The 26,954-nt window shown below is 72.9% G+C and carries 23 protein-coding genes and 1 pseudogene; 10 read left to right on the top strand and 14 right to left on the bottom strand.

Annotated elements, in window-relative coordinates; all coding sequences use genetic code 11:
• Positions 1-173: 173 nt before the first annotated feature.
• Positions 174-674, bottom strand: coding sequence for a hypothetical protein (locus ACZ52C_RS14595; protein ID WP_469075048.1), 501 nt, complete (start codon positions 672-674; stop codon positions 174-176).
• A 163-nt stretch (positions 675-837) separates the two neighbouring features.
• Here ACZ52C_RS14595 and ACZ52C_RS14590 point away from each other — a divergent pair, with 163 nt between their 5' ends.
• Positions 838-1,611: an MBL fold metallo-hydrolase gene (locus tag ACZ52C_RS14590; protein ID WP_469075047.1), complete on the top strand. Its 774-nt coding sequence runs from the start codon at positions 838-840 to the stop codon at positions 1,609-1,611.
• A gap of 43 nt (positions 1,612-1,654) precedes the next feature.
• Entirely contained in the window at positions 1,655-2,269 is a 615-nt protein-coding gene (locus ACZ52C_RS14585; protein ID WP_060882756.1) for a DedA family protein, read from the top strand.
• Here ACZ52C_RS14585 and ACZ52C_RS14580 read toward each other — a convergent pair.
• The 4 genes from ACZ52C_RS14580 to ACZ52C_RS14565 form a co-directional block, all read right to left on the bottom strand.
• Positions 2,229-3,329 (bottom strand): MBL fold metallo-hydrolase, encoded by a 1,101-nt coding sequence (locus ACZ52C_RS14580; RefSeq protein WP_469075046.1) that lies wholly within the window; start codon positions 3,327-3,329, stop codon positions 2,229-2,231. The two genes, ACZ52C_RS14585 and ACZ52C_RS14580, sit on opposite strands and share 41 nt — an antisense overlap.
• Positions 3,330-3,433: 104 nt before the next feature.
• Positions 3,434-4,651 (bottom strand): aminotransferase class I/II-fold pyridoxal phosphate-dependent enzyme, encoded by a 1,218-nt coding sequence (locus ACZ52C_RS14575; RefSeq protein WP_469075045.1) that lies wholly within the window; start codon positions 4,649-4,651, stop codon positions 3,434-3,436.
• A gap of 239 nt (positions 4,652-4,890) precedes the next feature.
• Positions 4,891-5,586 carry a hypothetical protein gene (locus tag ACZ52C_RS14570; RefSeq protein WP_469075044.1) on the bottom strand — a complete coding sequence of 232 codons (696 nt, stop codon included), beginning with the start codon at positions 5,584-5,586 and terminating at the stop codon, positions 4,891-4,893.
• 303 nt (positions 5,587-5,889) lie between these two features.
• Positions 5,890-6,606, bottom strand: coding sequence for an ANTAR domain-containing response regulator (locus tag ACZ52C_RS14565; RefSeq protein WP_469075043.1), 717 nt, complete (start codon positions 6,604-6,606; stop codon positions 5,890-5,892).
• 108 nt (positions 6,607-6,714) lie between these two features.
• Between ACZ52C_RS14565 and ACZ52C_RS14560 the strand changes: the two genes are divergently transcribed.
• Complete coding sequence (locus ACZ52C_RS14560) at positions 6,715-7,827, top strand: PAS domain-containing protein (RefSeq protein ID WP_469075042.1); 1,113 nt, start codon at positions 6,715-6,717, stop codon at positions 7,825-7,827.
• A gap of 90 nt (positions 7,828-7,917) precedes the next feature.
• On the opposite strand, the gene ACZ52C_RS14555 is transcribed toward ACZ52C_RS14560, so the two are convergent.
• Positions 7,918-8,706, bottom strand: coding sequence for an RNA polymerase sigma factor SigF (locus tag ACZ52C_RS14555; protein ID WP_469075041.1), 789 nt, complete (start codon positions 8,704-8,706; stop codon positions 7,918-7,920).
• Positions 8,707-8,942: 236 nt separating this feature from the next.
• On the opposite strand from ACZ52C_RS14555, the gene ACZ52C_RS14550 reads away from it, so the two are divergent.
• From ACZ52C_RS14550 to ACZ52C_RS14525, 6 genes and pseudogenes are all read left to right on the top strand, one after another.
• Positions 8,943-10,751, top strand: coding sequence for a thiamine pyrophosphate-requiring protein (locus tag ACZ52C_RS14550; RefSeq protein WP_469075040.1), 1,809 nt, complete (start codon positions 8,943-8,945; stop codon positions 10,749-10,751).
• Positions 10,752-10,893: 142 nt separating this feature from the next.
• Positions 10,894-11,367: a DUF2795 domain-containing protein gene (locus tag ACZ52C_RS14545; protein ID WP_469075039.1), complete on the top strand. Its 474-nt coding sequence runs from the start codon at positions 10,894-10,896 to the stop codon at positions 11,365-11,367.
• An 86-nt stretch (positions 11,368-11,453) separates the two neighbouring features.
• Positions 11,454-11,882 (top strand): annotated as a pseudogene (locus ACZ52C_RS14540) (CBS domain-containing protein); the annotation flags it as partial.
• Between the two features lie 576 nt (positions 11,883-12,458).
• Positions 12,459-13,955, top strand: a complete 1,497-nt coding sequence (locus tag ACZ52C_RS14535; RefSeq protein ID WP_469075038.1) for an aminotransferase class I/II-fold pyridoxal phosphate-dependent enzyme — start codon at positions 12,459-12,461, stop codon at positions 13,953-13,955.
• A gap of 112 nt (positions 13,956-14,067) precedes the next feature.
• Positions 14,068-14,610: a type 1 glutamine amidotransferase domain-containing protein gene (locus tag ACZ52C_RS14530; RefSeq protein WP_469075037.1), complete on the top strand. Its 543-nt coding sequence runs from the start codon at positions 14,068-14,070 to the stop codon at positions 14,608-14,610.
• Positions 14,610-16,715: a catalase gene (locus ACZ52C_RS14525; protein WP_469075036.1), complete on the top strand. Its 2,106-nt coding sequence runs from the start codon at positions 14,610-14,612 to the stop codon at positions 16,713-16,715. The genes ACZ52C_RS14530 and ACZ52C_RS14525 overlap by 1 nt, the downstream gene beginning before the upstream one ends.
• A 141-nt stretch (positions 16,716-16,856) precedes the next feature.
• Here ACZ52C_RS14525 and ACZ52C_RS14520 read toward each other — a convergent pair whose 3' ends face one another.
• The 8 genes from ACZ52C_RS14520 to ACZ52C_RS14485 form a co-directional block, all read right to left on the bottom strand.
• Positions 16,857-17,450, bottom strand: coding sequence for a TIGR03086 family metal-binding protein (locus tag ACZ52C_RS14520; RefSeq protein ID WP_469075035.1), 594 nt, complete (start codon positions 17,448-17,450; stop codon positions 16,857-16,859).
• The gene (locus tag ACZ52C_RS14515; protein WP_469075034.1) at positions 17,447-17,680 is read right to left on the bottom strand and encodes a DUF6158 family protein; all 234 of its coding nucleotides are present in this window, start codon (positions 17,678-17,680) and stop codon (positions 17,447-17,449) included. Before ACZ52C_RS14515 ends, ACZ52C_RS14520 begins: the two co-directional genes overlap by 4 nt.
• Positions 17,681-17,766: 86 nt before the next feature.
• Positions 17,767-19,386 carry an ABC-F family ATP-binding cassette domain-containing protein gene (locus ACZ52C_RS14510; protein WP_469075033.1) on the bottom strand — a complete coding sequence of 540 codons (1,620 nt, stop codon included), beginning with the start codon at positions 19,384-19,386 and terminating at the stop codon, positions 17,767-17,769.
• Positions 19,387-19,549: 163 nt separating this feature from the next.
• Entirely contained in the window at positions 19,550-20,680 is a 1,131-nt protein-coding gene (locus tag ACZ52C_RS14505; protein ID WP_469075032.1) for an ABC transporter ATP-binding protein, read from the bottom strand.
• A complete protein-coding gene (locus tag ACZ52C_RS14500; RefSeq protein WP_469075031.1) occupies positions 20,677-22,425 on the bottom strand; it encodes an ABC transporter permease in 1,749 nt (582 codons plus the stop codon). The genes ACZ52C_RS14505 and ACZ52C_RS14500 overlap by 4 nt, the downstream gene beginning before the upstream one ends.
• Complete coding sequence (locus tag ACZ52C_RS14495; RefSeq protein WP_469075030.1) at positions 22,422-23,501, bottom strand: ABC transporter substrate-binding protein; 1,080 nt, start codon at positions 23,499-23,501, stop codon at positions 22,422-22,424. The genes ACZ52C_RS14500 and ACZ52C_RS14495 overlap by 4 nt, the downstream gene beginning before the upstream one ends.
• A gap of 163 nt (positions 23,502-23,664) precedes the next feature.
• A complete protein-coding gene (locus ACZ52C_RS14490) occupies positions 23,665-24,432 on the bottom strand; it encodes a response regulator transcription factor (RefSeq protein WP_469075029.1) in 768 nt (255 codons plus the stop codon).
• Complete coding sequence (locus tag ACZ52C_RS14485; protein WP_469075028.1) at positions 24,429-25,235, bottom strand: sensor histidine kinase; 807 nt, start codon at positions 25,233-25,235, stop codon at positions 24,429-24,431. The genes ACZ52C_RS14490 and ACZ52C_RS14485 overlap by 4 nt, the downstream gene beginning before the upstream one ends.
• A 163-nt stretch (positions 25,236-25,398) precedes the next feature.
• Between ACZ52C_RS14485 and ACZ52C_RS14480 the strand changes: the two genes are divergently transcribed.
• Positions 25,399-26,892 carry a phosphatase PAP2 family protein gene (locus tag ACZ52C_RS14480; protein ID WP_469075027.1) on the top strand — a complete coding sequence of 498 codons (1,494 nt, stop codon included), beginning with the start codon at positions 25,399-25,401 and terminating at the stop codon, positions 26,890-26,892.
• Positions 26,893-26,954 lie beyond the last annotated feature (62 nt).

Here is a 26,954-nt window from a genome sequence, read left to right as displayed (position 1 = left end):
GCGTTCCGGGGTGGCACGGGGGCATGGCTCTCGGAGGGCCGGGGAGGGGTCGGGACTTGCCGTGCGTCGCGGGCCGCAGGTCGTCGGTGGCTGGTCGCGCAGTTCCCCGCGCCCTTGAAACGCTTCCCGGCGCCCCGAGAGGCACCCTCGCTCCCGGCCCCCCTCGTCCCGGCTCAGCGGCCGTCGTAGCCCGCCGTCGGCATCGACAGCCGACGGTGGACGTGGGCCTTCATCTGGGCGTCGTAGGCGGGTTCGGCGTGGCCGACGGTCTCGACGCGGATGCCGCGCCGGACGCACTCGGCGGTGAAGTCGTCGACGGAGGCGAGGGCACGCTCCAGCACGCGGCGGCTGGGGGCGACGAAGAGATCGACCAGGCCGGCGTCGACGTCGGCCCAGAGGGCGCAGTGATCGGGGCGCAGTCCGCGGACGAGCAGCTCGCGCGTCACCACGTAGCCGCGCTCGGCCGCCCAGCGGGCGCACATCGCGTGCTGGCTGCGGGAGTCGACCAGGAAGGGATCCGCCTCCAGTTCCTCCAGCGGTGTCAGGCTCGCTATGGCGGCGACGCGCACCACGGCACCACGTCCCGCCGCGCCGCGCCCCGCCGTACCGCGCCCCTGTGCCGCGTCCTGGCACGCCACGCCGGAGACGCCGCCCCCGTGTCCCTTGTCTCCCATGCTGTTCCCCCCTCCCCCGGCTCCGGGCCCCGTCCTGCGGAGCGAACCGCGGACGCCGGAAACCGGCATGCCCGCCCACGGCATGATCCGCCGGACGGGCTCAGGCCGCAGACCCTACTCCAGCCCGTAGGCTCGGGGGAGTAGCGCGAAGGAGGCGAACGGAGTGCCGGTGGAGATCACCTGGTGGGGTCATGCGACCTGCACCGTGGAGGACTCGGGTACGAGGGTGCTGACCGACCCTCTGTTCGCGCGCCGGCTCGCGCATCTGCGAAGGCGCCGGGGTGCGCCCCCTCCGCCGGAGGCCGCCGTCGCGGACGTGGCGCTGGTGTCGCATCTGCACGCGGATCATCTGCATGTGCCCTCGCTGGCCCGGCTCGCCCCGGGGACGCGCCTGGTGGTGCCGAAGGGCGCGCCGCGCCAGGTGCCGGGGTTGCGCAGGCTGGCGCATCTGCGGCTCTCCGAAGCGGCGCCCGGGGACCGGTTCAAGGTCGGTGACCTGGTGGTACGTGCCGTCTCCGCCCGGCACGACGGGCGGCGGCTGCCGGTGGGGCCGCACCGTTCGCCCGCGCTCGGCTTCGTCGTGGAGGGCGAGGCGCGGACGTATTTCGCGGGGGACACCGGGCTGTTCGAGGCGATGCCCGAGGAGGTCGGGCCGGTCGACGTGGCACTGCTGCCGGTCGGCGGCTGGGGACCGTACCTGGGCGAGGGGCATCTGGACGCGGGGCGCGCGGCGGAGGCGCTTGCGCTGCTCGCGCCCCGGAGCGCGATTCCGGTGCACTACGGCACGTACTGGCCGATCGGCATGGACGCCGTGCGCCCCCATGAATTCCACGCCCCCGGCGAGGAGTTCGTACGCCTCGCGGCCGCGCGCGCTCCCGGGGTGACCGTGCACCGGCTGGGACACGGGGAGAGCGTACGACCGGGGGTGGCGCGATGAGACGCGCCCCGGTGCGGGTCCCCGAGGGCGTGGGGGAGGCCCGGTGATCGTCCTGGCCGCCGTGAGCACTCCGGTGCCGTACGCGTCCACCCAGCAGGCGATCGGCTATCCCACACTGTTCCTGCTGGTGCTGGCCGGAGCGCTGGTGCCGGTGGTGCCGACCGGGGCGCTGGTCAGTTCGGCGGCCGTGGTGGCGTTCCATCAGACGGCGCCGCTCTCGCTGCTGATGGTGTTCGTGGTGGCGTCGGTCGCCGCGTTCCTCGGGGACATCGCGCTGTACTGGCTGGGGCGGCGCGGAATGGGCTCCAAGAACGGTTCGCGCTGGCTGGAGGCGATCCGCCGCCGGGCGCCGGAGGACCGGCTGGCGCAGGCGCAGGCGAAGCTCGACGACCACGGGGTGGCCGTCCTGGTGCTGTCCCGGCTGATGCCGGCCGGGCGCATCCCGGTGATGCTGGCCTGTCTGCTGGCGAAGATGCCGTTGCGGCGGTTCGCCCGCGGGAACCTGCCGGCGTGCCTGGCGTGGGCCGTGACGTACCAGCTGATCGGCATCCTGGGCGGGTCCTTGTTCAAGGAGCCGTGGGAAGGGGTGCTGGCGGCGGTCGTGTTGACGGTGCTGATCAGTGTGGTGCCGAGCGTGTGGCGCCGGGTCGTCCGCTGAGGGGCGTCGCTCGGTCCAGCACGCGGGAGCCGCCGATCGGCAGGTCCCACAGGTTCTCGCGCGGCAGTCCGGCCGCCCGCCATGCCGCCCGCACCCGCCTCAGGGGTTCCAGGACCGGTTCGGCCGACAGGACGAAGGTGGCCCAGTGCATGGGGGCCATGTGGCGGGCGCCGAGGTCGAGGAAGGCGCGGACCGCCTCTTCCGGGTCGCAGTGCACGTCGCTGAGCCACCAGCGGGGGTCGTAGGCGCCGATGGGCAGGAGGGCGACGTCGATGCCGGGGTGGCGGCGGCCGATGACGGAGAACCAGTGGCCGTAGCCGGTGTCGCCGGCGAAGTAGACCCGTCTGCCGTCGGGGGCCGTGAGGACCCAGCCGCCCCACAGCGAGCGGCAGGTGTCGGTGAGGGTGCGCTTGGACCAGTGGTGGGCCGGTACGAAGTCGAAGCGGACACCGCCCAGTTCGGCCGCCTCCCACCAGTCCAGCTCGGTGACCCGCTCGAACCGGCGCCGCCGGAACCAGCGGCCGAGGCCGGCGGGCACGAACACCGGGGTGTCGCGCGGGAGTCCGGCGAGGGTGGGGGCGTCGAGGTGGTCGTAGTGGTTGTGGCTGATGACGACCGCGTCCACGCGGGGCAGCGCGTCCCAGTCGATGCCCACGGGGGTGATCCGGGCCGGGGTGCCCAGGATGCGGCGGGACCAGACGGGGTCGGTGAGCACGGTCAGCCCGCCGATCCGCACCACCCAACTCGCGTGCCCCGCCCAGGAGACGGCGACGGTACGGGCGTCCACCCTCGGCAACGGTCCGGGCTCGTACGGCAGGAGCGGGATGTCGGCGAGCCCGTCGGCCCCGGGCCGCACCGACCCCTCGCGGGCGAACCGGGCGAAGGCCTTCAGCCCGGGGAGGGGTGTGGTGAGCCGGTCGGCGAAGGACCGCGGCCAGCGGCGCCGCTCACCGAGCGGACGGGGCTCGGCGAGCGGCGGGAGGAAGGGTGTCCCGCGCGTGGGATCGTCGGTGGGTGTCTCTGTCGTCGTGGAGGTGGTCGACTCGGACTGCTGCGTCATCGAGGAGGCTCCCGTCGCCGAGCGTCGTCACGAAGGATCGTCATCGCTGAAGGCCGCTGAGGGTCGCTGAGAGTCGCGGGGCGCGCCGGAGCCGCCGGGGAGTGTCATCGCAGGTCCTCGAAGGTGGCGCCGAGGAGCGTCAACGCGCGTTCCACATGCGGGAGTTCCAGGGGGTCCGGCGCGGTGAGGGCCTGGGCGCGCTCCGCGTCGGTGGTGCCGAGGAACGCGTCGGTGGACAGCCGGACGCGCAGCTCCCCGAGGTCGTCCCCGAACCGGTGGCCGCCGGGCGCGGGCATCCCCAGCCGGTCGGTGAGGAAGTCCTCGGCCTCCTGGGCGTCACCGACGCCGTACCCGGCGAGGGCCGAGCGCAGCGGGGCGAGGTCGACGTACAGATGCCGTCCGGCGCGCGGCGGCAGGGCGAGCGCTCCGGCGTCCACCACGGCCCGGTGCGCGGCACCGGCGAGCCGCGCGTGCAGGCGTACGGCGGTGGCGAGCCGTTCGGTGACGGGGGCGGGCTCGTCGAGGGCGTGGGCGGCGGCCGCGGCGACCGGGGTGGCGACCCGGGCGCCCAGCGCGGTGAGCACGTCCAGGACCCGGTCGCGCAGTCCCGCCCCGTCCCCGTTCGCCGGGAAGCGGGCGACGGCGGCGGGCCATCCGGCCGGCAGGAAGGCGCCGGCCAGGTCGCTGACGACGGTGACCCCGTCGGGCAGCATCTCGGCGGGGCTGAGCAGCACGGTGTCGTGCGGGTCGTGCAAGGTGTCGCGCCAGGTCTCGTCGCTGACCAGGTGCAGCCCCTCCCCCAGCGCCGCCTCCATGGTCTCGTGCACCAGTTCGGGCGGGGCCACGGTCGCGGTCGGGTCGTCGGCGACGCACAGCACGAGCAGCCGGGGATCGCCTCCCTCGGCCCGGATCCTGCGGACGGTCTCCAGGAGCGCGTACGGGTCCGGCACTCCCCCGCACTCGGCGGGGGTGGCCACGTGGAAGACGGATCTCCCGAGGGCCCGTGCCTGCGGCTCCCACCAGGCGGCACACGGCCGCGGCAGCAGTACGTCGCCGCCGATCGCGGCGGTCAGGGCGAGCAGCAGGGCGGGGGCGCCGGGGGCGGCGAGGGCCCTGTCCCGGGTGGTGGCCAGTCCGCGCCGGTCCCAGTAGCCGCAGGCGGCGTCCAGGAGGGCGGGATCACCGCCGAGCGGGACGGGGTGGGGGCGGCCCGCCGCGGCGGAGAGCACGGCGGCCAGTTCGGGCAGGACGGGCAGTCCCTGGGCGGGGAGGGGCGGGCCGTAGCGGACCGGACCATGCCCTTCCGGATCCGTCCGCCGCATGTGTGCCTCCGCCCGCCGCTGGTGCGTTGCCCGGCGCCGACCCCGAGGGATCGCTCCGGGATGTCGATGGTGCCCGGGTTGCGTCGGGGTGCGTCGGCGTGTGCCGTGTCGTGCGTGACCGGCCTCGCACGCACCCTAGGCCTGTCAGTACCCAGGCCCACGCGCCCCATGGGCCCCGGTACGGGTTGCGCCGGTCACATCCGCCAAGGGTGCGGACGGGCCGTCGCCGCCCCCTGCCGTCATGGTGTCCATCGGTCCCGGCGACGCAGCCGGTGCACGGCCGCGCCGAGCGCTCCCGCGACCAGGAGACCACCGGCGACCATGGCCGGGACGGAGTCGGTGAAGGCACCGCCGTCGCCCGCGTGGACGCCGCGCTGGACCGGGGCCGGCTGGTGGGTGGAGTGGTGGGAGGGCTGGTGCGTGGGCTGGTGACTCGGTTGGTGGGTCGGCTGATGGGTCGGTTGGTGGGTGGGCCGGTACGGATCGCCGCCGACGGAGACGTCGAAGGCGGCGCTCCACTGCTTGCCCTCGCCGCCGGGCGCCGCCGGGCACATGCCGTCGATGCCCCACTCGGTGGCCTCGGTCGCCGCGTCGACGCCGGTCTCGAAGTCCGCTGCGGGCGCGATCTTCGCCGTGCCCTGGTAGGAGGGGCCCGCGGCGGAGTCGCCGTCGCCGGGGAGGCGTTGCAGTGTGACGGTGCCCTGTTCGAACGCCTGTGAGCTGGCGTCGATGGTCTCGGGGGCGGTGGTGCCGGTCGGGTCGCAGGCGACGGAGAAGGTGAGTGTGCCGCCCGGTTCGACGGACTGCGGGTTCACCTCGGCCGCGGGATCCGCGTACGCGGTCGGGGCGGCGGCGCCCAGGGCGACGCCGATCAGGGCGGCGGCGGACAGGACGCGGGCTCTGCGGCGCAGCGGTGGGCGCGTGGGCGGGGGCATCGGTGGGGCTCCTTCGGCCGGGTCCGGTGGGGTGGGGGCACGACCGCCGTGCCCCGCGTCCATCAGAGCGCCGCGCCGGACGGGACGCGCGTCGCCGGGCACCATTCGCGGGACACGGAGGGCCGACCGGGTGACGGTTCGCTCCGCTGGGTTCAGCCGTCGCGCTCCGCCGGGTTCAGCCGTCGCGCTCCGCCGGGTCGGCCGGAGAGCGCCGTGGAGGGGGACGGTGCGTCGCGGGGTGCGGGTACGTCGTGCTTCTCGCGCGGTTCCCCGCGCTCCTTCGGGGGCGCGCTGCTGTTCGGCTCAGTCGGAGAGGGAGACCAGTTCCCTTTCCAGGCCCCTGCCCCGCTTCTCCACCACGGCCGACGCGACGTCCGACAGTTTGCGGTTGGTGCCCTGGGAGATGCGGCGCAGCACGGTGAACGCGGCCTCCGCGTCGCAGCCGAGGACGTGCATCACCATGCCGCAGGCCTGGTCGACGACGGGCCGGGAGCGCAGGGCGGCGGCGAGCTGGTCGCGTTCGGTGAGGGCGGCCCGGTAGGAGCGGTCGCGGACGATACAGGTCGCGGCGAGGTCGCCGAGGGCGCCGGCGGGGCCGTGCGGGGCGTCCTCCAGGGTGTGGGGGCGAAAGCTGTAGAGGCTGAGGATCACGGTGAGCCCGGAGCGCCTGAAGGGGAGCGTGATGCTGGACCGTACGCCCGCGTCGAGCGCCACCGCCCGGTACTCCGGCCAGCGTTCCTCGCGCAGCAGATCGGCGGAGTCGACGGGCTCCCCGCTCTCCAACGCGGCCGGGAGCGGCCCGTCGCCCGAGCGCAGTTGGACGGCGACGAGTCCGGCGAGGTCGGGGTGGGTGACCGCGGCGGGCCGCTCGGTGCCGCTGTCGGACACCATGCCGCTGGCGCCGCAGCAGTCGCTGGTGCAGCGGGCGGCCTGTTCGACGAGTTCGGAGAGCCTTCTGCCCGGATGTACGGACTCCGCTGACTCCCGGCCCACGTGGCCGAGTTGTTCGCTTTCCGGCATGATGCACGCCTCCTCCCCGAATCGCCTTCCCGCGCACCCGCGTGGAAAACGAATCTTCGGCTTCGGTGCGGCTGTGCCTCGGCGCCTGTCAGGCGCTACGTTCATCGCATGGCCCAGACGGACGAATTCGGTGAAGAACTCGCGGATTTCGTGCGCCGTGTCGCGGAGCTCAAGGCGGCACGCTCGGTACGGACGGAAGATCTCCCCACGGTCCTGGACGCGGCCTTCTTCGAACTCGACCATGCCGCCCACCAGTTGTGGCCCTGGTATGAGCGGCTGACCGCCTCGGGCCCGGTCGGTGGCGCCGTGTCGGCGGCGCAGGAACACCAGTTGCTGAGGAACGTCTTCCAGAACCTGCCGCTGCCGGTGGTGCTGGTGGACCGCGAGACGGTGGTGCGGCGTCTGAACCGGGCCGCGACCGCCTTCACCGGCGTACGGTCGGGTCATGCGACGGGCCGTCCGCTCAGCGGTTTCCTCGCGCACTCCGACCGGGGGGCGTTCCGTTCCCAGGCGGCCGCCGTGGCGCGCGGCGAGGGCGACCGCAGCCTCGACGTCCGTCTGCAGCAGCGCCCGTCGCTGCCGGTCCGCGCCACGCTCACCCAGTTGCGCCCGGGCAGCGGCGAGCCGCGCCACACCGTCCTGGTCGTCCTCCAGCCGGCCGGGCACCGGATGCCGCCGGTCGAGCCGCCGCGTCCGCTGCCCGACCTCACCGAGACCACCCGTCACGCGGCCCTGATGGACCTCCTGGACGCGATGACCACAGCCCTGCTCACGGCGCCCCCCGAGGCGGCTCTCGACCGCGCCGCCCGGGTCCTGCACGGCCGCTTCGCCGACTGGGTGGTCGCCGACACGACGACTCCCGCCCTCGCCCGCTCGACGGTCCTCGCTCCTTCAAAGGAGGAGGCGAAGCTCCTGATGTCCCAGGACCCCGCCACCTGCCCCCTCGTCGTCACGGCCGCCCGGGGCGGCTCCCCCGCCCTCCAGATCCGCCCCGCCGACCCGGCCGCCTTCGGCCACGACGGCTCCGGCGCCCCGGTCCTGGTGAAGGCCGACGTGACCTCCCTGCTGGCGGTGCCCCTGGCATCCCCGGACGGCCCGGTCAGGGGCGTCCTGACCCTCTTCCGCTCAGGCGCCCGCCTGGCCTTCTCGATGGCCGAGGCCCGAGCGATGGACACGATGTCCCGCCACGTGGCCCTGGCCATGGAAACCCGGGCCCCGTAAGGGGCGTGGGGAACTGCGCGACCGGCCACGACGAACCCGCAGCCGACAACGATCCCCACCCCCACGGCGCCCCCGGCCCACCCCGCGGAGCTACACCGCGTCCTTCATCACCTGGTCCCGCAGCCGATCACAGCACCGGCTGATCAACCGCGACACATGCATCTGCGAGATCCCCAACTGCTCGGCGATCCGGCTCTGCGTCATGTCGCCGAAGAACCGCATGTAAAGGATCGCCCGCTCCCGCTCCGGCAGCGCGGCCAGCCGGGGCTTCACGGCCTCCCGGTCCACCACCGTGTCCAGCGCGGGATCCGGGGACCCCAGCGCGTCGCTCAGCGAGTAGCCGTCCTCACTCCCCGGAAGCTCCGCGTCCAGCGACAGCGCCGTGAAGCTCTCCAGGGCCTCCAGTCCTACCTGGACGTCCTCCTCGCTCATGTTCGCGTGTGCCGCGATCTCCGCGACGGTGGGGCGGCGCCCGGAGATCGTCTGGGACAGGTCCTGACTGGCGAACCGCACCCGGTTGCGCAGGTCCTGGACCCGGCGCGGCACGTGCAGGGTCCACATGTGGTCCCGGAAGTGCCGCTTGATCTCACCGGTGACGGTGGGTACCGCATAGCTCTCGAAGGCGTTGCCCAACTCGGGGTCGTAGCGGTCTACCGCCTTGACCAGGCCGAGTGAGGCGACCTGGCGCAGGTCGTCGTAGCTCTCGCCGCGGTTGCGGAACCGGCCCGCGAGCCGTTCGGCCATGGGGAGCCACGCCTCGATGATCTGCTCACGCAGGGTGTCCCGCTGCTGACCGGGCGGGAGCGCGGCCAGTCGGCGGAAGGCCTCCGTGGTGTCGGGGGCGTCGTCGTGCGGATGATGCTTCGCCTGGGTACGCATGGTGCGTCGCAACTCCCTGGAATGGTGCCTCTGGGATCGACCGTCACCGTGGGGGCGCGGGTGTGCGCAGGAGACAACACACCCGTGAGGGAGAAATCGCCACTTCCACGGACGTGCCTCCTGTCCGAAGCACTGTTATGCGCCTGCCCCGGATCATGCACGGCAAACACATTCGGGGTTTTCCATTCCGCCCGGGGGTGACTCGCTCGGGAGATTCAGACCCCGGGAGGTCCAGTATGAGCACCACCGTCGCCGATCACATCTTGCAGAGGCTCCGCGACTGGGAAGTCGAACAGGTGTTCGGCTATCCGGGGGACGGCATCAACGGGCTGCTCGCGGCCTGGGGCCGGGCCGAGGACCGACCGCGGTTCATCCAGTCCCGGCACGAGGAGATGTCCGCCTTCCAGGCGGTCGGGTACGCCAAGTTCTCCGGTCGGCTCGGGGTGTGCGCGGCGACCTCGGGGCCGGGGGCGATCCATCTGCTCAACGGCCTGTACGACGCCAAGCTGGACCATGTGCCGGTGCTGGCGATCGTCGGCCAGACGCACCGCAGCGCGATGGGCGGCTCCTACCAGCAGGAGGTCGACCTGCACACCCTGTTCAAGGACGTGGCCTCGGACTTCGTCGAGACGGTGACCGTGCCCGAGCAGCTGCCTAACGTCCTCGACCGGGCGATCCGCACCGCGTACGCCCGCCGCGCGCCGACGGCCGTCATCGTCCCCGGTGACGTGCAGGAACTGGAGTACTCGGCGCCGACCCACGAGTTCAAGATGGTCCCCTCCAGCCTCGGCGGCGAGGCCTGGACGGCGGTGCCGTCGGCCGAGTCGGTGGAGCGGGCCGCCGAGATCCTGAACGCCGGCGACAAGGTCGCGATCCTCATCGGACAGGGCGCCGCCGGGGCCCGCGCCGAGGTGGCCCGGATCGCCGAACTGCTCGGCGCGGGCGTCGCCAAGGCGCTCCTCGGCAAGGACGCGCTGAGCGACGAGCTGCCGTACGTCACCGGCTCGATCGGGCTGCTGGGCACCCGCCCGTCGTACGAGCTGATGCGGGACTGCGACACCCTGCTGACGATCGGTTCGTCCTTCCCGTACTCGCAGTTCCTGCCGGACTTCGGCAAGGCGCGGGCCGTGCAGATCGACATCGACCCGCACATGGTCGGGATGCGCTACCCGTACGAGGTGAACCTCGTCGGGGACGCGAAGGCGACGCTGGAGCGGCTGATCCCGCTGATCGATCCGGAGCGGGGCCGCGAGTGGTACGACGAGGTGTGCGCGGGGGTGGCGCGCTGGCGCGAGGTGACGGCGCGCCGGGCGGAGCTGTCGGCCGATCCGATCAACCCGGAGCTGGTGGCCCACGCCCTCGATCCGCTGCTGCCCGACGACGCGATCATCTCCTCGGACTCCGGCTCGGCGGCGAACTGGTACGCCCGGCACATCACCATGCGCGGACGCATGCGCGGTTCGCTGTCGGGCACGCTGGCGACGATGGGGTGCGGGGTGCCGTACGCGATCGGCGCGAAGTTCGCGCACCCGGACCGGCCGGCGATCGCCCTGGTCGGGGACGGGGCGATGCAGATGAACGGCATGGCGGAGCTGATCACAGCAGCCAAGTACCAGGACCGCTGGGAGGATCCGCGGCTGGTGGTGGCCGTCTGGAACAACCACGACCTCAACCAGGTGACGTGGGAGCTGCGGGCGATGGGCGGCGAGCCGTCCTTCCTGCCCTCGCAGGAGCTGCCGGACGTCCAGTACGCCGCCTTCGCGCGCTCGCTCGGGCTGACCGGGATCCGGGTGGAGAAGCCCGAGGACGTCGAGGCGGGCTGGCGCGCGGCGCTCGCGGCGGACGGGCCGGCGGTGGTGGAGTTCCTGACCGACCCGGCCGTGCCGCCGATCCCGCCGCACGCGACCTGGGAGCAGATGGAGTCCACGGCCGCCTCGATCCTCAAGGGCGACGCCGACCGGGGGTCCATGGTGAAGCAGGGCTTCAAGGCGAAGCTGCAGGAGTTCCTGCCGGGTGCCGGCTCGAAGCGCGACGACGCGTCCTGAGCCGCCGCGGACGACTCGGGCGACTCGCGACTCGGGCGACTCAGGTGACTCGGGAGAACAACCCTGGATCGTCGACCGTGCCTCCGTGTCGGTGCCGGGTGTTCGGGTACGCGGGGGCCACCAACCCATCTGGAGGGGAGTCATGCAGCGAGGCAGCGACCGGCTGAGCGCCCACCGCGACGACGAGATGAAGCACGAACTGCAGGGACTCCTCCGTTCGGGGCATCCCACCCGGACGGAGGAGTGGAACGATCCGGAGCCCTACGCCGAGGACGACCCGGAGGTGGCTTACGGGCCGGTGACCCCGAGCCGGGATCCCGCCCGGGTGGAGGCCCTGCGGCTGGAACTGGCCCGGATCCTCGGCCGTACGTCCTTCCCGGCGGGCCCCGCCGAGCTGATCCGGGTCCTGCGGGACCGGCACGCTCCGGACGGACTCGTGGCGCCCCTGGAGCGGCTGCCGCGGAAGGCGCGCTACGACTCCGTCCACCTGCTCGCGGAGGCCGTGGTCCGGCTCCGGGACGAGAGCGGTGCGAACGGGGAGAGCGGGGAGAGCGGAGGCGGGGCCTCGCGGCCCCCGGCGGACGCCACGGAATCCCCACACGACGGGGACACATAGGCCCCCTGCGCGCGGGTACTGCGGGCAGGGTCACGCCGAAGCGGGCGTGCCCCCGGTCGGGGCGGAGCGACGAAAGGCCGGAGACCATGGCCGAGTTCGTGTGGGAAGTCATGACCCGAGGTGTGGTGACGGTCCGCCCGGACGCCTCGCTCGTGGAGGCCGCGCAGCTGATGCGTGCCCAGGACATCGGGGATGTGCTCGTGACGGCCGACGGGCACATGATCGGGGTGCTGACCGACCGCGACATCACCCTGCGGGCCGTCGCGGCCGGCGCCGACCCGCTGACGGTGAGCGCACAGGCCGTCTGCACCCCGAACCCGGTCGTGGTCGGCCCGGGCGAGGCGGTGTCCGCGGCGGTCGAGCTGATGTGCGACCACGCGATACGCCGGCTGCCCGTCGTGGAGGACGGCCACCCGGTGGGCATGGTCAGCCTCGGCGACCTGGCCGTCGCCCAGTCCCCGACCTCGGCACTGGCCCACATCAGCAGAGCACGGCCGGGCCCCTGGCCGGGGTCGGACACGATCTCCGGGGGTCACCTCGGGGTGGACACGATCTCCGCGAGCGGCCTGGGGTCGGCCCCGACGCCCTGGGCGGCCCGGGGGCCGACTCCGGCCGCCGGAACCGGCCCGGAGACGGCCGCGATGCCCGCGACCGGCCCGAGGAAGGCCCCGACTTCGAGGGGCGACACCGGGGGGAACCCGGCCCACGGGACCGACCCGGAGGGGGCCCCGGCCTCGGGAATCGGCCTCTCGGCGAACCCGGTCTCCGGGAGCGGCCCGAGGGCGGATCCGATGCCCAGGACCGGGCCGGACTCCGACCCGACCTCGGGGATCGGCCCGGGGCCGGTGTCGGTCTGACCGGGCGGCTTGCCGCCGGGCCGTCGCGGCGGGTCCGAGGCCGCGTCCCACCCAGCCGGGCCGGCTCGCGGCGGCCCGTTCGCTGCCGCCCGGCACCTCACCACCAGCAGCCGCCCCCACCCCGAGCGCAACCCAGCCCCGAATCACCCACCCCCGGGGACCACCAAGCCCCCCATCACCCACCCCCGACACCCCCAGCCCCACCCCCATCGGACGGCAACCGGCACGGAGATCATGGACGACGACACTGTGCGCACCGAGCAGCGGCTCGATCACTCTCGTACCCCTGTTCTGGAGGCCCTGGAGCGCCATCGGCGCGGTGGTCGGTGGACCTTCTCGCCGCCCGGGCACAAGGGCGGTCCCGGCGTGGACGCGCGGGTCGCCCTGACGCTCGGCCCCGATGTGTTCGCCTCGGACGTGCTCGCCCTCAACGGGCTCGACGACCGGCGGATGTCCGGCCGAGTTCTGGAGCGGGCCGAGGAGCTGATGGCCGACGCGGTGGACGCGGACCGGGCGTACTTCTCGACCTGCGGCAGCTCCCTGTCGGTGAAGGCGTCGATGCTGGCCGTCGCCGGGCCGAACGAGAAGCTGCTCGTCGCGCGCAACGCCCACAAGTCGGTGATCGCGGGCGTGATCCTGGCCGGCATCGAACCGGTGTGGGTGCGCCCCCGCTGGGACGCCGAGCACCGGCTGTCGCATCCGCCGGGCCCCGAGCAGGTCGCCGAGGCCTTCGAACGGGCGCCCGACGCGAAGGGCATGCTGCTGGTCACGCCCACGGCGTACGGCACCTGCGCGGACATCGCCGCGATCGCGGAGGTCTGTCACGCGCGCGGCCGGCCGCTGATCGTCGACGAGGCGTGGGGCGCCCATCTCCCCTTCCACGAGGCCCTGCCGAGCTGGGCCATGGACGCGGGCGCCGACCTGTGCGTGACCTCGGTGCACAAGATGGGCGCGGGCCTGGAGCAGGGCTCGGTGTTCCACCTGCGGGGCGACCTGGTCGATCCGGCGGTGCTCAGGCTCCGCGGCGACCTGCTCAACACCACCAGCCCGTCGGTCCTGATGTGGGCCGCGCTGGACGGCTGGCGGCGGCAGATGGTCGAGCGCGGCCATCAACTCCTCGACCGAGCACTCCGGTTGGCGGACCGGCTGCGTACCGAGGTGGCCGCGCTCCCCGGTCTCGCCCCGCTCGCCGACGCCGAACTCACCGGTCCCGGGCGGGCGTTCGCGTACGACCCGTTGATGGTCGTGATCGACGTCGCCGGTCTGGGCACGAGCGGCTACGCGGCCGTCGAGTGGCTGCGCGAGCAGCACGGCGTCGACCTCGGACTCGGCGACCACCGGCGGGTCGTCGCCCAACTCACCCACGCCGACACCGAGGAGAGCCGCGCGGCGCTGCTGGACGCCCTGGCGGACCTGGTGAAGCGGCGCGAGTCGCTGCCGCCGCGGCCGGACATGCGGCTGCCCGAACCGGAGGAGCTGGAGCTGGAGAGCGTGATGCTCCCCCGCGACGCCTTCTTCGGCCCGGTGGAGCAGGTGCCGCTGGAGGAGGCCGTGGGCCGGGTGGCCGCGGAGCCCGCCAGCCCCTATCCGCCCGGAGTGCCGGTGATCTGTCCGGGCGAACGGATCGACCGGGCGGTCGTGGAGTACCTCGGATCGGGGGTGGAGCACGGCATGTACGTCCCCGATCCGTCGGACCCGGAGCTGCGCACCCTGCGTGTGGTGGCCCGGTGACCGGCGACGGAACCAGCCGCGGGACTGGACGCGGAACAAGACGCGGAACACGGCGCGAAACACCGCGAGCAACATCGCGAGGAACTCGTCAAGGAGAGGAGATCGAGCAGCCATGCGTATCGCATTCCTGACCGCACCCGAGGGTGTCGAGCAGATCGAGCTGACCGAGCCCTGGCAGGCGGCGGAGAACGCCGGTCACGAACCCGTGCTGGTGTCGACGGAGCCCGGGCGGATCCAGGCCTTCGACCATCTCGACAAGGCGGACACCTTCCCCGTGGACGCCGTGGTGGGCGAGGCTCCGGCCGACTCCTTCGACGCGCTGGTCCTGCCCGGCGGGGTGGCCAACCCGGACTTCCTGCGCATGGACGACCGGGCCGTGTCGTTCGTCCGGTCGTTCTTCGAGCGGGGCCGTCCCGTCGCGGCGATCTGTCACGCGCCCTGGACGCTGGTGGAGGCGGACGTGGTGCGCGGCCGGGTCCTGACGTCGTGGCCGAGTCTGCGCACGGACATCGGCAACGCGGGCGGCACCTGGGTGGACGAGCAGGTGAAGATCTGCGACCACGGCTCCAACAAGCTGGTCACCAGCCGCAAACCGGACGACCTCAAGGCGTTCTGTGAGGCGTTCCTCGACGTGTTCGCCGAGGAGGCCGCCTGATGAGCTCGCCCATGGACCGCAAGCAGGAGCAGCGAGAGGCGGCCCACCCGGTCGACCCGGCGTCGGGCCCCCTCACCACCGACCAGGGCGTGGCCGTCGACCACACCGACGACTCGCTGACCGTCGGTGAGCGCGGACCGACCCTGATGGAGGACTTCCACTTCCGGGAGAAGCTCACCCACTTCGACCACGAGCGGATCCCGGAGCGGGTGGTGCACGCCCGGGGCGCGGGCGCCTACGGGTACTTCGAACCGTACGAGTCCTGCGCGGAGTTCACCCGCGCCGCGTTCCTCCAGGACCCCGGGGTCCGCACCCCGGTCTTCGTGCGGTTCTCGACCGTGCAGGGGCCGCGCGGCTCGGCGGACACCGTGCGGGACGTACGCGGCTTCGCGACCAAGTTCTATACCTCGGAAGGCAATTACGACCTGGTCGGGAACAACTTCCCGGTCTTCTTCATCCAGGACGGCATCAAGTTCCCCGACTTCGTGCACGCGGTGAAGCCGGAGCCGCACAACGACATCCCGACGGGCGCGTCCGCGCACGACACGCTGTGGGACTTCGTCTCCCTCCAGCCGGAGACGCTGCACGCGATCATGTGGCTGATGTCGGACCGGGCGATCCCGCGCAGCTACCGCATGATGCAGGGCTTCGGCGTGCACACCTTCCGTTTCGTGACCGCCGACGGGCGGGGCACGTTCGTGAAGTTCCACTGGAAGCCGAAGCTGGGCACGCACTCGCTGGTGTGGGACGAGGCGCAGGAGTGCCAGGGCCGGGACCCGGACTTCAACCGCCGGGATCTGTGGGACGCCATCGAGGCGGGTGAGTTCCCCGAGTGGGAGCTGGGCGTCCAACTGGTGCCGGAGGAGGACGAGTTCGCCTTCGACTTCGATCTGCTCGACGCGACGAAGCTCATTCCGGAGGAGCAGGTGCCGGTGCGGCCGATCGGTCGTATGGTGCTGGACCGCAACCCCGAGAACTTCTTCGCGGAGACGGAACAGGTCGCCTTCCACACCGCGAACGTCGTCCCCGGCATCGACTTCACCAACGACCCGCTGCTCCAGGCCCGCAACTTCTCCTACCTGGACACGCAGTTGATCCGCCTCGGCGGCCCCAACTTCAGTCAGCTGCCGGTCAACCGCCCCGTGGCCCCGGTGCGCACCAACCACCGCGACGGCTATCACCAGTCGGCGATCCACCGCGGCACGAACTACTTCCCGAACTCCCTCGGCGGGGGCTGCCCGGCCCACGCGGGCGTCGACCCGCACGCCTATACGCACCTCGCCGAGCGCGTCGACGGCGCCAAGATCCGCCGCCGCAGCGAGAGTTTCAAGGACCACCACAGCCAGCCGGCCATGTTCTGGAACAGCATGGCCCCGTGGGAGAAGCAGCACATCGTGGCCGCCTTCCGCTTCGAGCTGGGCAAGGTCGGCGCGCTCTCCGTGCGGGCCCGCACGGTGGAGCAACTGGCCAAGGTGGAGCCGGAGTTGGCGGCCGAGGTGGCGAAGGGCGTCGGGGTACCCGTCCCGTCGGAGACCGAGCCGGTGGCGTACAAGCTCACCTCCCCGGCGCTCAGCCTGGAGGCGCAGCGCGGCCCTGGTTCGATCCGCACCCGGCAGATCGCGGTGCTGGTCGCCGACGGTGTGGACGCCGAGCAGGTGACCGGTGTGCGGGAGGCGCTGGCGGCCGAGGGGGCCATCGTGGAGGCCCTGGCGGCCGAGGACGGCACCGTGCGCGGGGCGGACGGCGCGGAGTACACCGTGGACCGGGCCCTGCCGACGGTGGCGTCCGTTCTGTACGACGCGGTGCTCCTCCCCGGCGGTCCCGTCGGCACCCCGCCCCAGTCGGCCGACCCCGACGTCCTGCGCTTCGTCCGCGACGCCTACCGGCACGGCAAGCCGATCGGCGCCCTGGGGTCCGGCGTAGGCGTCCTCGCCGCGCTCCGGCCCGAGGGGGTCCGCCTCTCCTCCGAGTTCCACCATGTGGTGGCGGACCGGGGCGTGGTGACGGACACGGCCCAGGGCACCGCGAGCGAGGATTTCACCAGGGAGTTCGTGTCGGCGATCGCGGCCCACCGCCACTGGGACCGCCCACCGACCCGCTGCTGAACACGATGGGGGCGCCCCTTGCGACAAGGGGCGCCCCCCTGCTTTCAGGGGCGCGGGGAACTGCGCGAGCAACCACGACGCACCCGCACCCCGCGACGCACCACCACCCCCACCCCCGAACCGGCCCTCATACCTCCGGCGCTAAGGCCTCCGCCCGAGCAGACACAACAACCTGGTCTGCGCGTCCGCCCCCACCGGCGGAGCCACCGGCGCCGCGAACAACCCGCTCTTCTCCAGATCACCGGCGTACGGAGCGATCTCGTCCACCGCGAACCGCACCAGCACCCCCGGCAGCCGCTCGTCCGCCCCGATCGCCCGCGACAGATCCCACGCGTGCACGACGAGATCGGCGACCATCTGCGCGCAGTACGCGGTCGCCGGGGTGTCGCCGTAGGACAGGTGGACCGTGCGGTCCAGCGCGCCGGGCGCCGTGAACGCCTCACGCGCGGAGTGGGCGGCGGTGTCCCAGGAGGCCGCGGGCTCGGGCCCCAGCAGATCCCCGCCGAACGTGTCGCCGACCTCCTCGATCATGCAGCCGTCCCGGACCAGCGAGGGCACCCACAGCTGCTCGGAGACGAGGTGGTTGACGAGGTCGCGGACCGACCACTCGGCGCAGGGCGTGTCCGCCCCCCACTGGTCGTCCCGGACGGAGTGGACCCGCGCGCCGAAGAGGTCCTGGGCCTCGGCGTGCCGGTCGAGCAGCGCACGCCTCCTCGCGGTCGCGCCGGGTCTCATGTCGTCGCCGGCCCTCGATCCCGCGCGCCGTCGCGCGTACGGCCCGGGACGACCGGCCGGCGCGGGTGACGGCGCAGATACTCGCCCTCCAGCTGGGCCATCCGTTCGTTGTGCGTGCGCAGCGCCTCGGTCGACCCGTGCAGCAGCGTGTCGTGCCGTGTGCGGTGGATCGACTCCAGTTCCTTCATCAACTGCTGGTCGTCCAGTTGGTCCGGGTGCACTCCGGTCATGGTGGTACCCCGATCTCGGTGGGTCCTCCCTCCACTGTACGAAGATCCGGGCCCCCGGGCCCCCGCGCGGGCCTTTCGGAACATCCCTAGCGGGCGCGCTCCACACGTCGCTCGTCCCAGACGGGTTCGGGGGTCTCGCGGACCCGGCCGTCGGAGCCGAAGACCAGATAGCGATCGAACGAACGAGCGAACCAGCGGTCGTGGGTGACCGCGAGCACGGTCCCGTCGAAGGCCTCCAGTCCTTCCTGGAGCGCCTCGGCCGACTCCAGGTCGAGGTTGTCCGTGGGCTCGTCGAGCAGCAGCGCGGTGACGCCCTGGAGTTCCAGCAGCAGGATCTGGAAGCGGGCCTGCTGGCCGCCCGAGAGCCGGTCGAAGGGCTGCTCGGCCTGCCTGGTCAGTTCGTAGCGGCGCAGCCGGGACATGGCGGCGCCCCGGTCCTGCGCGTGCTCCTTCCACAGGATGTCGAGCAGGGTCCGCCCCTCCAGCTCGGGATGGGCGTGCGTCTGCGCGAAGTGCCCCGGCACGACCCTGGCGCCGAGCTTCCACTGCCCCGTGTGGGCCACGTCGTCCCCGGCGAGCAGCCGCAGGAAGTGCGACTTGCCCGAGCCGTTGGAGCCGAGGACGGCGACCCGCTCGCCGTAGAAGACCTCCAGGTCGAAGGGTTTCATCAGGCCCGTCAGCTCCAGCCCCGCGCAGGTCACGGCCCGCACGCCGGTGCGGCCGCCCTTGAGCCGCATGGTGATGTCCTGCTCGCGCGGCGGCTCCGGGGGCGGCCCGGCCTCCTCGAACTTGCGCAGCCGGGTCTGCGCGGCGGCGTACCGGGAGGCCATCTCATGGCTGACGGCGGCTGCCTGACGGAGCGTCAGCACCAGCTTCTTCAGCTGGGCGTGCTTCTCGTCCCAGCGGCGCCGCAGTTCCTCGAAACGCTCGAAGCGCTGCCGCCGGGCCTCGTGGTAGGTGTCGAACCCACCGCCGTGCACCCAGGCGTCGGCGCCCGCCGGGCCCGGCTCCACGCTGACGATCTTCTCGGCGGCACGGGAGAGCAGTTCCCGGTCGTGGGAGACGAAGAGGACCGTCTTGCGGGTCTCCTTCAGCCGTTCCTCCAGCCAGCGCTTGCCGGGGACGTCGAGGTAGTTGTCGGGCTCGTCCAGGAGGAGCACCTGGTCGGTGCCGCGCAGCAGCGCCTCCAGGACGAGCCGCTTCTGCTCACCGCCGGAGAGCGTGCGCACCTGCCGCCACTGTGCCTTCTCGTACGGCACGCCGAGCGCGGCCATGGTGCAGATGTCCCACAGGGTCTCGGCCTCGTAGCCGCGTACCTCGGCCCAGTCGGAGAGGGCCTGCGCGTAGGCCAGCTGGGCGGCCTCGTCGTCCACGGTCATGATCCCGTGCTCGGCGGCGTCGACCGCCTTCGCGGCCTCCCTGATCCCGGGCTGGGCGACCGACACCAGCAGGTCCCGCACGGTCGTCTCGTCCCGCACGGAGCCGACGAACTGCCGCATCACCCCGAGACCCCCGGTGACGGTGACCGATCCGCCGTGCGGCTTCAGCTCCCCGGAGATCAGCCGCAGCAGCGTCGTCTTGCCGGCCCCGTTGGGCCCGACGAGCGCGACGACCGACCCCTCCCCCACCCGGAAGGACACGTCCCCGAGCAGCGCCCTCCCGTCCGGCAGGTAGTACTCCAGGTGAGCGGCTTCGAGATGTCCCATGGGGCGCATTGTCCGAGGCGGACGAAGGCCCGGGCAAATCCATTTGCCCGCCCCACCGCCCGGCCGGGCCCGTCCGCCGTCGTGGCGGGGTGCCTGGCCGGGAGAACGGCAGCTCAGGGGCTGCCGCGCGGTGGCCGGCGGCAGCCCCTGAGCACGCGCGCCGCTAGTCCTGGGTGAGCAGGTAGGCGCGGTCCGGGTCGAAGGCGACGTCGACGTTGGTGCCCTCGGTCAGGGCGTCGCGGGGGTCGACACCCGCCTCGGTGACCGTGACGGTGCCGCCGGTCGTCTCCACCTCGTAGTCGATCGTCGCGCCGTGGAAGGTGGAGCGCAGGACCGCGCCGATGCCGGTGCCGCCGTCGGTGACGGCGGACAGCCGGGCCGTCTCCGGCCGCACCATCAGATAGGCGCCGGCGCCCTTGGCGGTCACCTTGGGATGGGCGGCGACGGTGAGCCGTCGGCCGAGGACGGTCACGGTGCCCCGTCCGTCCACGACCCGCTCGGGCATCGCCTCCAGGAAGTTCGCCCGGCCGATGAAGTCGGCGACGAACACGCTGGCCGGCCGGGCGTAGATCTCGCCCGGGGTGGCGGCCTGCTCCACCCGGCCCTTGTTCATCACCACGATCCGGTCGGACATGCTCATCGCCTCGTCCTGGTCGTGGGTGACATAGAGGCTGGTGATGCCGAACATCTTCTGGATGCGCCGGATCTCGGCCCGCATCGCGTCCCGCAGCTTGGCGTCCAGGTTGGACAGCGGTTCGTCGAAGAGCAGGACCTTCGGCTGGACGACCAGGGCGCGGGCCAGCGCGACACGCTGCTGCTGGCCGCCGGACAGCTCGTGCGGGCTGCGGTCCTCCAGGCCGACCAGGTTCATGCTGGTGAGGGCCATCCGCATGCTGGTGGCGATGTCGTCGCGGGTACGCCGCTGCAGGCGCATCCCGTAGGCGATGTTCTCCGCGACCGTCATGTGGGGGAAGAGCGCGTAGCTCTGGAACACCATCGCCATGGGGCGGCGCTGCGGCGGCATGGCGTCGATGGCCCGGCCGTCGAGGAGGATGCCGCCGCTGGAGGAGTCCTCGAAGCCGGCGACCATCCGCAGGGTGGTGGTCTTGCCGCAGCCGGACGGGCCGAGCAGGGTGATGAACTCGCCGGGTTCGATGTCGAGCGAGACGCTGTCGACGGCCGTGACGGTGCCGGAGCGGCCGGTGAACCGCTTGGTCAGGGCGTCGAGCCGCAGATGTCCGCTGTCGGTCTCGCGCGTCGGCGCGAGGTTGCGTTCGGGCGCGGCGGCGGTCATGACTTCTGCCTTTCGGAGGTGGCGGTGCGGTGGAGGGCGGCGCCCGTGCCGACGAGGAGACGGATGAGGGCGAAGCCCGCCAGTACCAGCACGGTCAGCACGGTGCAGTAGGCGAAGGCGACGCCGTAGCGGCCGGTGCCCGCGGCGCTGAGGACCTGGGAGGTGATGATCTTCGTCTGGGGGGTGACCAGCAGGACGATCGTCGAGACGGACGTCATGCTGCGGGCGAAGCTGTAGCTCAGCCCGGTGAGCAGTGCCGGGCGGATGAGGGGGAGGGTCACCCGGCGGAACGTCTGGAGCGGGCTGGCGCCCAGGTCGGTGGAGGCCTGCTCGATGTAGGGGTGCAGCTGGGTGAGCGAGCCGACGGCGGTGCGCTGGCCGGCGGGGATGCTGCGGACGACGTAGGCGAGGACGATGGCGACCGCGCCGCCGGCGATCGCGCTGCCGCCGACCAGGCTGGGCAGGGCGTGGACGGGACCGATCCAGCGGTCGGGCCGGTAGGCGAGGACGAAGCCGATGCCGAGCACGGTGCCGGGGACGGCGACACCGAGGGTGCCGCCGAGGTCGAGCAGCCAGGCCGTGCGGTCCAGATGCCGTACGACCAGCCAGGCGATGACCAGGCCGACGAGGCCGGCGACGGGGGTGGCGATGGCGGCGAACCGGAGGGTGTCCAGGACGGCTTCCACGCCGACTCCGGCGACGACCTCCCGGAGGTAGTCGAGGGTGAGGGTGTTGTCGACGCCGAACACCCGGGTCACCGAGCCGACGAGGACGGTGCCGTAGAGGCTCAGGATCACCGCGGCCGCCAGCAGGGCCAGCGAGTAGAAGGGCCAGCGGGCCCAGCCGGTGATCAGGTGGACACTGCCGGAGGGGCGGCCGGTGATGGTCGTGCGGACCTTGCGGCTCATCCAGTGCCGCTGCCCGAAGTACAGGGCCAGCGACGGCACCAGCAGGATCACGCAGTAGACGGCGGCGCCGGTGATGTCGTACTCGCCGGTGACCGCGAGATAGGCGCGGCTGGCGAGGACCGTGTAGTCGCCGCCGAGCACCAGGGGGTTGGCGAGGTCGGCGATGGCCTCCACGAACAGCAGCAGGAACGGCGCGACCAGCCCGGGCGCCACCAGCGGCAGGATCAGCGTCCGCAGGATCCGCCACCGCGAGGCGCCCATGTTCATGGCGGCCTCCTCCAGGGCCGGGTCCAGCCCGCGCAGCATGCCGAGCAGACCCAGGTAGGCCACCGGGAAGAGGGACAGCGACAGGACGAACACCAGCCCGTCCAGGCCGTAGATGTCGTACTCCACCCCGAGGACGCCGTTGCTGACGACGCCGCGCCGGCCGTACAGCACGACCGTGGCGGTGGCGATCGCGAAGGGCGGGCTGACGATCGGCATCAGGGCGATGACGTGCAGGATCTTCTTGCCGGGCACATCGAGCCGGGTCTGCACGAAGGCGAACAGGAAGCCGAGTGCCGTACCGCAGAGGCCGACGAGGGCGCCGAGGACGAGGGTGTTGCGCAGGACGACGAGGTCGACCCGAGAGGTGAAGAACTCGGCGTAGCGGGGCAGCGCGTCGGGGGCGAAGGCGGTGGCGAGCACCGCGACCAGCGGCACGACGGCGCCGACCACCACGAGCAGGGCGACGACGGCGATCAGGACCCTGACGCCCAGATCGGCCCGGCGGCGCCGGCGCGGAGCCGCCACCCGCGCGGGGGTGGCCGGCTCACGGTCGGAGAGGATCGCGGTCATGACTTGGGCGCCTGCGCGACTTCGTCGTCGAACCACTTGGTCAGCGCCGTCTTCCGCGCCCCGGCCTCGGCGGCGTCGTAGTCCACGACCTTGATGCTCGCCAGGTCGACGACCTTGTCCGAGACCTTGGCGGCGGGGTTGGTCGGGAACTGGTAGGCCTTGACGCTCGGGCCGATCTCCTGGGCCTCGGGGGTCAGCGCCCAGTCGACGAACTTCTTCGCGCTCTCGTGGTTCTTCGCGCCCCTGACCAGCGCGACTCCGCCGGTCTCGTAGCCGGTGCCCTCCGACGGGAAGGTCACTTCGAGGTCGGGGAAACCGGCTTCCTGGGTGGCGATGCAGTCGTGGGAGAAGATCACGCCGACGGCGACCTCGCCGCGGGCCGTCATCTGCGCGGGGGCGGCGCCGGACTTGGTGTACTGGAGCACGTTCGGGTGCAGGTCGCGCATGTAGTCGAGCGCCTTGGCCTCGTCGCCGCCGGCCAGTTGCACCTGCGTCCACAGGGCCGTGTACGCGGTGCCCGAGGTGGAGGGGTGCGCGATGCCGATGTCCTTCTTGAGCTTCGGGTCGAGGAGGTCGGCCCAGGAGCGCGGGGCGTCGAGACCCTTCTCCTTCAGCAGTTCCTTGTTGCTGCAGAAACCGAGCGCGCCGACGTAGACGCCGGTCCACAGCCCGGAGACGTCCTTGTACTTCGCGGGGATGGCCGCGGCGTTCTCCGACACATAGGGCTCCAGCAGGCCCTGGTCGCCGGCGGCCGCGTATCCGTCTGCGGGGCCGCCGTACCAGACGTCGAACTCGGCGTTGCCCTTGCCGGCCTGGATGCGGGCGAGGGCCTCGCCGCTGGAGAGGCGGACGAAGTCGGCCTTCACCCCGGTGGTGTCGGCGAACCGCTCCGTGGTGGCGGCGCACCACTCCTCGGTCGCGCCGCAGGCCACGTGCACGACGCCGCCGTCCGCTCCGGAGCCGGCCTGGACGGTGTCGCGGGCGCAGCCGCTCGCGGCGGCGAGGGCCAGGGCCGCGAGGGCCGTCGTCCATACCGCGCCACGGCGCGCGCGTCTTCCCCTAGTCACGACTGTCACGGCGTTGACCTCCGCATTCTCAGGCCTGGTACGGCTCGGCCGGGCGATGTTTCGGCCAGATTAGGAGCGGGTGAACAGGGCCCCGGTGACGGCGGAGTGAGCCCCGGTGACAGCGCCGTCACCGAACACGTCACGTGTGTCGTCGGGGCCGCTCACCCCGCGGTCACCCTGTGGGCGGCCCGTCGGGTGCGGCGGTGGGGACGCCCTCCGTGTCCGTGTCGTCCGGGGGCAGGTCCGGCATCAGATAGCCGACCCCGCGCAGGGTGCGGATGTACGCCGAGCCGCCCGGCACCCCGGCCAGCCGCGAGCGCAGCCGGTACACCGTGGACTTGACGACGTCCCGGCCGCCCAGCAGGTCCGAGGTGCCCCACACCTCCCGGAGCAGGTCCTGCCAGGACTGCGGCACGCCCCGCCGGGAGGCGAGATGGGTCAGCAGTTTGAACTCCGTGAACGGCAGGTCCAGCCGGTGGGGGCCGAGGCTCGCCGACTGCGCCACCGGGTCGATCACCAGCCGGCCCACGCGTAGCGCGGCGCCGCTGCCCCGGCGGTGCCGTCGCACCAGTGCCTCGGCGCGCAGGGCCACCTCACGCGGGTGGAACGGCTTGGTGACGTAGTCGTCCGCGCCGTGTTCCAGACCGGCGATCACGTCGTCGTGCTGGGAGAGCGCGGTGAGCAGCATGACCGGTACGTCCGAGCGGGCGCGGATCCGCCCGCAGAGGGTGAGCCCGTCCATCGCCGGCATCATCACGTCCAGGACGACCAGGTCGACGGCGCGGGTGCGCAGCAGATTGAGGGCGGTCGCCCCGTCGTGCGCGGTGAGCACCGTGAAGCCCTGGGTCTCCAGGGCGAACTCGATGATGATCGTCATCTGCGGTTCGTCGTCGACGACCAGCGCGGTGGGGCCCGCCGCCGTCCTGGTCTCCACCGTCATGACGCGTCCGGCAGGGTCAGCAGGAACGTCGTCCCCCGGGACGACGCGGTGTGCACCATGATCTCGCCTCCGTGCAGTTCCACCACCGTCTTCGTGATCACGAGGCCGAGGCCGGTCCCGTCGGCGAGGGGGCGCCCGGTCGCGAAGCGGTGGAAGAGCCGGTGCCGTTCCTCCCGCGTCATCCCGGCGCCGTCGTCGGTGACGTAGACGGCGACACCGGTGTCGATCAGCGCGACCCGGACGTCGATGCTGCCGCCCGTGGTGGTGAACCGGCTGGCGTTGGACAGCAGGTTCGTCAGCGCCTGGGTCAGCAGCATGGGGTCCGCCGGGATCCTCGGCATCACCTGCGGCACGTCCAGACCGACCCGCTGCCCGCGCTGGGCGCACAGCGGTCGCATCGCGGTGACGACGTCGCGCACCACCACCGACACGTCCACCTTCTCCATCCGCGGGGTGAAGAGACCGGCCTCGATCTTCGCCTGGATCAGCAGACTCTCGCACAGACCGATGACCTGCGTGGACTGGTGGTCGGCGACCTGCAGCAGCCGCTCCTGCGCCGCCGTCAGCGGGCCCGGCGTCCCCTCGCGCAGCAGATCCACCGAGCCCTTGATCATGCTGAGCGGTGTGCGCAGCTCATGGCTGAGCGCGGTGACCTGTTCCGCCCGTCGCTCCACGAGCCGCTCCAGCTGTCGCAGTTCCGCGGTCCGTGCGGCGGCGGCCCCACGCATCCGCAGAAACGTCGACAGGGCGGCCGTGGCCGCGCCACCGAGCGCGGCCACCGACAACCACCAGACGGCGACCATGGCCCGTCCTCCTCGCAAGCCGCCCTCGCACACGGGGCGAGGGCGGTCCCGTGCATTGTGCACGGCCACCACCGGTACGACAATCAGTTCGCTACCCGACATATCAGGGGCCGTTCCCACCCCGCCCGACACTCTTGTGGCGCCATGGGGTACCCGTGGACACATGACCCCAGACGTCGACCTCACCGTCCGCCCCCCGGGCCACCACATCCTGCGCGACCGTTTCCTCGCCGCGGACAGCCGGCTGTTCAACGCGGTGGCGACCCGCGACTGGCCGGGCGCGCATCCCCTCCTGCCGAAGCTGAGCCGTGCCGCGAACCACGGGGTGCTGTGGTTCGCCACGGCGGCGGCGATCGCGGCGACCCGCAGCCCGCGGGCCCGCCGGGCGGCCGTCCGGGGCGTCGCCTCGCTCGCACTCGCCTCGGCGACCATCAACACCCTCGGCAAGCGCTCGATCCGCCGCCCCCGCCCGGTCCTGGACAACGTGCCGCTGACCCGTCAGCTGAAGCGGCAGCCGATCACCACCTCGTTCCCGTCGGGCCACTCCGCCTCGGCCGCCGCCTTCGCCGCCGGTGTCGCCCTGGAGTCGCGCGGCTGGGGCGCCGCCGTCGCCCCGCTGGCCGCCGCCGTGGCGCTGTCCCGGGTGTACACGGGCGTGCACTTCCCGAGCGACGTCCTGGTGGGCGCCGCCCTGGGCGTGGGCGCCGCCTACGCCGTACGCGGCATGGTGCCGACCCGTGACCAGCTGCCCCCGCCCGGCCGCCCCTACGTGGACGCGCCCGCGCTGCCGGACGGCGACGGCCTGGTCGTGGTCGCCAACCGTGCCTCCGGCACGTCGGACCGGGCGCGCGCCCTGCGGGACGTGCTGCCGGGGGCCGAGACCGTGGAGTGCGAGCCGGAGGACGTGCGCGCCGAACTGGAGAAGGCCGCCACCCGCGCCCGGGTGCTCGGCGTGTGCGGCGGCGACGGCACGGTGAACGCCGCCGCCGAGGTGGCCCTGCGCCACGGCCTCCCCCTCGCCGTCCTGCCCGGCGGCACGCTCAACCACTTCGCGTACGACCTCGGCGTGGAGGACGTGCGCGACCTGGGCCGGGCGGTGCGCCAGGGCGAGGCCGTGCGGGTGGACCTCGGGCACTTCACCACCGGCGACACGGAGGGCCACTTCGTCAACACCTTCAGCCTCGGCGTCTACCCCGAGCTGGTGCGGGAGCGCGAGCGCTGGGAGAAGGTGGTCGGCGGCTGGCCCGCGGGCGTCATCGCGGCCCTGCGGGTGCTGCGCTCCGACCGGCATCCGCTCCGGGCCACCTTCGAGGGCCGGCCCCGCCCGATCTGGCTGCTCTTCGCGGGCAACGGCACCTACCACCGGCTGGGCCTCGCCCCCGCCCGGCGTTTCGACCTGGCCGACGGCCTGCTGGACGTCCGTGTCGTGCACGGCGGCCGCCGGCCGGCCCTGCGGCTGCTGGCCGCGGCCCTCGCGGGCCCGCTGACCCGGACCCCGGCCCACGCCGCGGTCCGGGTACGGCGGCTCCGGGTGGACGGCATCGCACCGGGCACCCTCCTCGCGTACGACGGCGAAGTCGCCGAGGTGCAGGGGGATCTGACGCTCCGGAAGCTCCCGGAGGCGCTCACGGTGTACCGGCCCGTACCGATGAGCTGACCCACCTCGCCGCCGACGCGGGCGTGTCCACAATTCAAGACGGCGGTCTCACCATCCGGCAT

Source organism: Streptomyces sp. NPDC034049 (assembly GCF_055575575.1).
This window is presented reverse-complemented; position numbering and strand designations above follow the sequence as displayed.

What these genes read in the sequence shown, in the direction of transcription:
- ACZ52C_RS14525 (WP_469075036.1), top strand. Translation starts at nt 14,610, where the DNA reads ATGAGCTCGCCCATGGACCGCAAGCAGGAGCAGCGAGAGGCGGCCCAC.
- ACZ52C_RS14480 (WP_469075027.1), top strand. Translation starts at nt 25,399, where the DNA reads ATGACCCCAGACGTCGACCTCACCGTCCGCCCCCCGGGCCACCACATC.
- ACZ52C_RS14580 (WP_469075046.1), bottom strand. Translation starts at nt 3,329, where the DNA reads ATGACGCAGCAGTCCGAGTCGACCACCTCCACGACGACAGAGACACCC.
- ACZ52C_RS14565 (WP_469075043.1), bottom strand. Translation starts at nt 6,606, where the DNA reads ATGCCGGAAAGCGAACAACTCGGCCACGTGGGCCGGGAGTCAGCGGAG.
- ACZ52C_RS14520 (WP_469075035.1), bottom strand. Translation starts at nt 17,450, where the DNA reads ATGAGACCCGGCGCGACCGCGAGGAGGCGTGCGCTGCTCGACCGGCAC.
- ACZ52C_RS14545 (WP_469075039.1), top strand. Translation starts at nt 10,894, where the DNA reads ATGCAGCGAGGCAGCGACCGGCTGAGCGCCCACCGCGACGACGAGATG.
- ACZ52C_RS14550 (WP_469075040.1), top strand. Translation starts at nt 8,943, where the DNA reads ATGAGCACCACCGTCGCCGATCACATCTTGCAGAGGCTCCGCGACTGG.
- ACZ52C_RS14555 (WP_469075041.1), bottom strand. Translation starts at nt 8,706, where the DNA reads ATGCGTACCCAGGCGAAGCATCATCCGCACGACGACGCCCCCGACACC.
- ACZ52C_RS14510 (WP_469075033.1), bottom strand. Translation starts at nt 19,386, where the DNA reads ATGGGACATCTCGAAGCCGCTCACCTGGAGTACTACCTGCCGGACGGG.
- ACZ52C_RS14485 (WP_469075028.1), bottom strand. Translation starts at nt 25,235, where the DNA reads ATGGTCGCCGTCTGGTGGTTGTCGGTGGCCGCGCTCGGTGGCGCGGCC.
- ACZ52C_RS14490 (WP_469075029.1), bottom strand. Translation starts at nt 24,432, where the DNA reads ATGACGGTGGAGACCAGGACGGCGGCGGGCCCCACCGCGCTGGTCGTC.
- ACZ52C_RS14575 (WP_469075045.1), bottom strand. Translation starts at nt 4,651, where the DNA reads ATGCGGCGGACGGATCCGGAAGGGCATGGTCCGGTCCGCTACGGCCCG.
- ACZ52C_RS14595 (WP_469075048.1), bottom strand. Translation starts at nt 674, where the DNA reads ATGGGAGACAAGGGACACGGGGGCGGCGTCTCCGGCGTGGCGTGCCAG.
- ACZ52C_RS14560 (WP_469075042.1), top strand. Translation starts at nt 6,715, where the DNA reads ATGGCCCAGACGGACGAATTCGGTGAAGAACTCGCGGATTTCGTGCGC.
- ACZ52C_RS14570 (WP_469075044.1), bottom strand. Translation starts at nt 5,586, where the DNA reads ATGCCCCCGCCCACGCGCCCACCGCTGCGCCGCAGAGCCCGCGTCCTG.
- ACZ52C_RS14500 (WP_469075031.1), bottom strand. Translation starts at nt 22,425, where the DNA reads ATGACCGCGATCCTCTCCGACCGTGAGCCGGCCACCCCCGCGCGGGTG.
- ACZ52C_RS14515 (WP_469075034.1), bottom strand. Translation starts at nt 17,680, where the DNA reads ATGACCGGAGTGCACCCGGACCAACTGGACGACCAGCAGTTGATGAAG.
- ACZ52C_RS14535 (WP_469075038.1), top strand. Translation starts at nt 12,459, where the DNA reads ATGGACGACGACACTGTGCGCACCGAGCAGCGGCTCGATCACTCTCGT.
- ACZ52C_RS14530 (WP_469075037.1), top strand. Translation starts at nt 14,068, where the DNA reads ATGCGTATCGCATTCCTGACCGCACCCGAGGGTGTCGAGCAGATCGAG.
- ACZ52C_RS14505 (WP_469075032.1), bottom strand. Translation starts at nt 20,680, where the DNA reads ATGACCGCCGCCGCGCCCGAACGCAACCTCGCGCCGACGCGCGAGACC.